A 494-nucleotide genomic window follows, 5' to 3' on the forward strand; every position below is an offset into this window, starting at 1 on the left:
AAGAGGGCAAGGACCCTGGTATCAGCTGCGGAGCACAGCATCGGAAGTACAGAAGCACCGGGAAGTGCCAGAATAGAGATCCGCAACCTACTGAACGATTATGAAGTATATAAAAACAGAATGAATGATCTGATGCGGGAGATAGAAGAGAAACTTTCTGAGATTCCATACATTGATAAACTGATGGAGATCAACGGGATTGGTTTAAAAACCGTAAGCTGTTTTATTGCAGAGGTGGGTGACATTCGTCGTTTTGATAACCCAAAGCAGTTGCAGAAACTGGCAGGTTATGCCATTGTTGCAGACAGTTCCGGCAAACACAACGGAGAAAGCCGCATCAGCCACAGGGGAAGAAAACGCCTGAGATATGCATTGTATGAAGCTGCGATATCTGTGATAGGAAAGAATAAAGAGTTTAGAGAAATCCATGACTATTACAGGAGGAGGAAGCAAAATCCTTTGAAGAAGATGCAGTCAGTCATAGCGATTGCGTG

The 494-nt window shown here is 44.1% G+C and carries 1 protein-coding gene; it reads left to right on the plus strand.

All coding sequences use genetic code 11. The features are described 5' to 3' along the window. A partial coding sequence (locus ACTNEW_RS16360) for a transposase (protein WP_441062869.1) occupies window positions 1–494 on the plus strand: 494 nt, incomplete at both ends.

The sequence above is a fragment of the Blautia sp. HCP3S3_G3 genome (genome assembly GCF_052063365.1).
Taxonomy (GTDB): domain Bacteria; phylum Bacillota; class Clostridia; order Lachnospirales; family Lachnospiraceae; genus Blautia_A.